The organism is Micromonospora sp. 4G55, assembly GCF_016803375.1.
Genome location: NZ_JAEVHN010000494.1, coordinates 1 through 4,667 on the forward strand (window position 1 = coordinate 1; position 4,667 = coordinate 4,667).

Consider the following 4,667-nt stretch of genomic DNA (forward strand, 5'->3'; position numbering starts at 1 on the left):
CGCCGCCCAGCGGTGACCGCGCCGAGTCGAGGGCGGGTACGCGCGACGCCGTCGCGGTCAGCGCAGCCGGGAAGGCCGCCCGTTCGCGCGGGCCGAGCGGTCCCGACCGTACGCGTCGGCGTGACCCCAGCGGCCGGGGACGTCCAGCAGCTCCACCCGGCCGAAGCCCTGCGGCACGGCCGGGGTGACCAACAGATCGTCCCCGCAGGGCCGCAGCCCGAGGATGGTGCCCAGCAGCATCAGCAGCGCGCCGGAGGCCCAGGACTGCGGGCGGCCCGCCATCGGCAACTGGACGGGGTACCCGGTGAGCTCGCGTGGGTAGCCGGCGATCACCTCGGGCACCGGACCGCCGAGCAGTTCCGCGACCGCGAGGACGCCGGCCGCGACCCGGGCCGCCGCGTCGTCGTGGTCGTAGCGGCGCAGGCCGGCGGCGATCAGCGAGTTGTCCGACGGCCAGACCGCCCCGACGTGCGCCCCCACCGGGTTGTACGGCAGCTGCCCCTGGGCCAGCGTCCGCACGCCCCACCCGGTGAACATCTCCGGCCCGAGCAGGTGCTCCGCGACCTGCGCGGACCGCTCCTTCTCGACGATCCCGCTCCACAGCAGGTGCCCGATGTTGGAGGTGAGCGTCTCCACCGGGGTGCCGTCCGGCTCCAACGCCAGCGCGTAGTGCCCGCGCCGGGGCAGCCAGAAGTCCCGGTTGAACCGCTCCTTGAGCGCCGCCGCCTCCCCCTCCAGCCGGTGGGCGTACGCCGGGTCGCCCCAGAACTCCCGCGCCAGCCGGGCACCCCGCAGCTTCGCGTCATACGCGTACCCCTGGAGTTCGCAGGTCGCCCGCGGGAGGGCGGGCTGGCGGCCGTCGCGGTGCACGATCGCGTCGGGCGAGTTCTTCCAGGTCTGGTTGACCAGCCCGTTGCGCGAGTTGCGCCGCTGGTAGCGCAGGTAGCCGTCGCCGGTCAGGTTCCCGTACGCGTCGATCCAGTCCAGCGCCATCCGCGCCGGGTGCTGCAGCTCCCGGACCAGCGCGGCGTCGCCGGACCAGCGCTCGTACTCGTCGAGCAGCACGACGAAGAGCGGCGTGGTGTCGGCGGCGCCGTAGTAGAGCGCCGTCGGTTCCTCGCCGAAGCCGGCGGACTCGCCGTAGCGCAGCTCGCCGAGGATCTTGCCGGGCTCCTCGTCGTGGTAGTCGTCGAGTCGTCCGCCCTGAAGCAGGGCCAGCAGCCGCAGGGTGGCCGGGGCCAGTTCGGGGGTGAACGGCAGCGTCTGCAAGCAGGTGATCATGGCGTCCCGGCCGTAGAGCGCCATCGCCCACGGCAGGCCGCCCACCGGCACCCGCGCGGGGTAGGACAACGGCGTGTAGCGCAGCGCGGCCAGGTCGGTCAGCGCGCCCTCGTAGACGTCGGAGAGGACGTCGCGCTCCGCCACCAGCCGCGGGGCCCGATCCAGCCAGTCCCGCAGGTCATCGCGCATGTCGTGGTCGACCAGCTGCCGGTGCGTCTCCAGGCTGGCCCGCACGTCCCGGCCGCCCTCGCCGCGGATGATCATATTGACGTGCAGGTCGGTGACCCACCGCCCGTTCGGGGGGACGGTGATCCGGTAAGTGAAGCCACCCTGGTCGACGTGGCCCGGGGCGGTCGTGGAGACCGCCGCCTCCCGGCAGAACCGGTCCCGCTGGTACCGCAGCCGGAGCACTCCCTCGTCGGGGAAGGCGGTCGCGGTCGTCCGGCGGGGCCGGGGGCTGCGGATCTCCGAGGTGTCGGCGAAGTCGGCGTCGACGTCCATCCGGACGACGAGCTCAGCCGGGCCGGCTGAGTGGTTGAGCACCGTGATCCGCTCGTTGAAGCTGTCGTCGATGGAGCGGTACCGGATGACCGAGACGTCCGCGTCGACGTAGTGGCTGGCCGTGCCGGGGACCAGGACGAACTGGGTCTCGAAGTGGCTGATGTCGTCCCGGGACAGGGCGTCCAGCCGCTGACCGTCGACGGTGAGCACCCAGCGGGACAGGAACCGGGTGTCGAACGAGAAGAGCCCGACCGGCGCCCGCGGATCGACCTCCATGTCGCCCTGGGCGTCACTGGCCGCGAAGGCGTTGCCGGCGACGACGTGGACGCGTTCCTGTCTCACCGGCCCAGGCTCTCTCGGGCCACGTCGCGCGGGTGCCGGGCGTCGACCGGGCCCGGGAAGACCCGCCGCAGGGTCAGCAGCAGCCGCATCTCGCCCTGCACGGTCAACTCGTTGCGCATCAGCGACTGCACCACCTCCGTCCGGCCGTCGACGAGCCGGTCGAAGACCTCCCGGTCGGCCCGCACCACCAGGTCGGCGTTCTCGGGCGAGCGGGTCACGTCGACACGCTGGTCGTGCACGGTGAGGTACCAGTGCTCGGTGCTGCCCCCGTCGTGCAGGTCCAGCCGGATCGTGCCGGTGAGGTTCTCGGGTAGTTGCGGGCGGCGGCGCGACGTCAGCCGCTCCAGGAACTCCGCCCCCGACGTCGCCATGGCGCCCCTCCCCCGTCCGGTCCGCAGCCCGGTGAGCACGATCGCAGTCGTCGGGGTGAGGCCGCCTCACCCGCACCGGGTGAATCGGCCCGGCCCCTACCCTCGGGCAGCCCGGAGGCCCGTGGGTGCGCCGCCGGATCCGGGGTAGCAGAAGCGGAGGGAGGCGACGATGGGTGAACTGGACGACCCCCGGGTGGGCCGGGTGCTCGCGGCGCTGCTGGCCATGCAGCGGCAGTCGTGGGAGCAGGGGGTGACCGGCCACGCGCTGCTCGACCTCGGGCTCGACCAGCAGGCGGTGCTGCTCGCCGACGCGGCGGTGACCCGTCAGCACCCGGACGGCCGGCTCGGCGACGTCTCCGGGGAGGCCGGCGCGGTCAACGGCGCGGCCTGCGGGGAGGCGCTGCGACACGCCGTCCGGGCGCACCCCGACGAGCGCTGGGCGGCGGCACTGGACCGGCAGCTCGACTGGCTGCTGACCCGGGCGCCCCGGGCCGACGACGGCACCCTGTTCCATCTGCTCGGCAACCGGCAGGTCTGGGCGGACACGGTGTACATGGTGGTGCCGCTGCTCGCCCTCTGCGGGCATCCCGGACCGGCTGCGGCCCAGGTCGACGGTCACCGTCGCCGCCTGTACGACAAGCGCAGCGGGCTCTACGCGGCCCGCTGGGACGAGGGCCGGGCGCGGCTGGACCACCCGCAGCACTGGGGCACCGGCAACGGCTGGGTGGTCGCCGGCATCGCCCGCGCGCTGCGGCTGCGGCCCGACTGGCCGGCCGGGCAGCGCGAGGAGCTGGCCGGACACGCCCGGACGGTCCTCGACGCCTGCCTGACGCACCGCAGGCCGGACGGGCTCTTCCACGACGTGCTCGACGACCCGGGCAGCTTCGTCGAGGCCAACGTCGCGCAGATGCTGGCGTACGCGGCGTTGACCGGGGTCGCCGACGGCTGGCTGCCGGCCGCGTACCGGGACGTCGGGCGGGACCTGTTGGCCGCCGCGACCCGGCAGGTCGACCGGCACGGGTTGGTCCGGCCGGTCAGCGGCGCGCCGGACTTCACCCGCCCCGGCACCTCCCCGGAGGCGCAGGCGTTCCACCTGCTCGCGTACGCCGCCCTGCGCCGGGCCGGGTGACGGCGGCTCACCCGGAGTGGAGCAGGCCCCGGACGTAGCCGGCCTGGCCGGCGTGCTGGAGGCCATCGTCGGCCACGCTGACCAGCCGCACCCCGAGGGTCACCGGCGGGTCCCACGCCTCGTCCACCACCCGGTCCAGGTCCGCCGGCCGCAGCCCGGCCAGGAACGTCCGGGTACGCCCCGCGACCGCGTCGTAGTAGTCGACCAGGGCGCGGGCGCTCTCCGGGCGTACCGAGGCGACCCGCTGCGGGGTGTGGCCGTAGCCGGTGTCGTCGGGGTCGGGGTCGAGCCCGAACCGGGCGGCCCAATCACCGGAGGTCCAGACCTGCTCCGCGCCGAGCAGGTCGGCGACATGGTGGTCCTGGATCCGGGTCAGGTGCCAGATGAGCCAGCCGACCGGGTTGCCGCCGGGCACCGGCGACCGGCGCAGCTCCGCCGGGCTCAGCCCGTCCACCGCCGCGCGCACCAGGTCGGGCAGCCGGTCGTAGATCTCGGTCAGCAGGTCGTTCACGTCCACCGGAGCACTCCTTCGCGGGCCGCCGTCTCCCGTCGGGTACCGCCGGCCGGGGCCGGTAAACCCGGCATCTAGGGTGATCACGTGGTCGCGGCGCTGGAGCTGTATCTGGACACCGACGCCACCCGTCGCATCCGGGTCCTCTGGGACGCGCTGGAGGCCGAGGGCGTACAGAGCATGCGCTCGCTGCTGGAGCAGCGGCACCGGCCGCACGTGTCCCTCGCCGTGGCGCCCCGCCTCGACCCGGAGCGGGTGGCCGACGCGCTGCGCGGGACGGTGGTCGCCGCGCCGCTGCGGCTGGGTTTCGACCATGCCGGCCAGTTCGTCGGCCGGGTGCTCTGGCTCGGCGTCACCCCCACCGTCGAGCTGCTGGCCCACCACGCCCTGGTGCACGAGCGGCTGATCCGGGCCGGGGTCACCCTGTCCGAGCAGTACCGCCCGGGGCGCTGGGTGCCGCACTGCACCCTGTCCATGCGGGTGCCGAACGTGCTGATGGCCGCCGCCGTCCGACGGTGCCTGGAGATGCTGC

Annotated in this window: 5 protein-coding genes; 2 read left to right on the top strand and 3 right to left on the bottom strand. The window is 74.5% G+C overall.

Going from position 1 to position 4,667, the window contains the following annotated elements; translation table 11 throughout:
* Positions 1 to 57: 57 nt before the first annotated feature.
* Positions 58 to 2,124: a glycogen debranching N-terminal domain-containing protein gene (locus JNW89_RS28180; RefSeq protein ID WP_238451395.1), complete on the bottom strand. Its 2,067-nt coding sequence runs from the start codon at positions 2,122 to 2,124 to the stop codon at positions 58 to 60.
* Positions 2,121 to 2,495 carry an SCP2 sterol-binding domain-containing protein gene (locus JNW89_RS28185; protein WP_238451397.1) on the bottom strand — a complete coding sequence of 125 codons (375 nt, stop codon included), beginning with the start codon at positions 2,493 to 2,495 and terminating at the stop codon, positions 2,121 to 2,123. The genes JNW89_RS28180 and JNW89_RS28185 overlap by 4 nt, the downstream gene beginning before the upstream one ends.
* Positions 2,496 to 2,664: 169 nt before the next feature.
* On the opposite strand from JNW89_RS28185, the gene JNW89_RS28190 reads away from it, so the two are divergent.
* Positions 2,665 to 3,624: a glycoside hydrolase family 88 protein gene (locus tag JNW89_RS28190; protein ID WP_238451398.1), complete on the top strand. Its 960-nt coding sequence runs from the start codon at positions 2,665 to 2,667 to the stop codon at positions 3,622 to 3,624.
* 7 nt (positions 3,625 to 3,631) lie between these two features.
* On the opposite strand, the gene JNW89_RS28195 is transcribed toward JNW89_RS28190, so the two are convergent.
* On the bottom strand, positions 3,632 to 4,141 hold the full coding sequence (locus JNW89_RS28195; RefSeq protein WP_238451400.1) for a DinB family protein: 510 nt from the start codon (positions 4,139 to 4,141) through the stop codon (positions 3,632 to 3,634).
* Between the two features lie 81 nt (positions 4,142 to 4,222).
* Here JNW89_RS28195 and JNW89_RS28200 point away from each other — a divergent pair.
* Positions 4,223 to 4,667: 2'-5' RNA ligase family protein (locus tag JNW89_RS28200; protein WP_238451401.1), on the top strand; the 445-nt coding region annotated here is incomplete at its 3' end.